The organism is Caballeronia sp. INML3B (genome assembly GCF_023631305.1).
GTDB classification, from domain to species: domain Bacteria; phylum Pseudomonadota; class Gammaproteobacteria; order Burkholderiales; family Burkholderiaceae; genus Caballeronia; species Caballeronia turbans.
In genome coordinates this window covers 1-244 of record NZ_JALQDI010000013.1, presented here as the reverse complement: position 1 = coordinate 244, position 244 = coordinate 1, and the positions used below count along the sequence as shown (strand labels likewise).

Annotated in this window: 1 pseudogene; it reads left to right on the top strand. The window is 70.9% G+C overall.

Annotation, left to right across the window (positions count from 1 at the left end):
- Positions 1 to 244 (top strand): annotated as a pseudogene (locus tag NCS58_RS08795) (23S rRNA pseudouridylate synthase B); the annotation flags it as partial.

Sequence of the window (244 nt, the reverse complement as noted above, 5' to 3'; positions counted from 1 at the left end):
AAGGCGGCCGGCGCAAGAATCCGCCGCAGCAAAAGCGCGGCAAGCGCAGCGACGCGGGACCGGCGACCGTCGAGAGCGCGGCTGCTGCAGCCGTCGACGACGTGTTCGCCTACGTGACCTCGCCGGCCTTCGACGCCGACAACGGTTCGGCCGGCGTGCGCGCCCCGATGCTGCGACGCGGCCGCAATGCACCGCAAAAGCGCGTGCTGGAACCGGACGAAGACGCGCCGAAGCTGCACAAGGT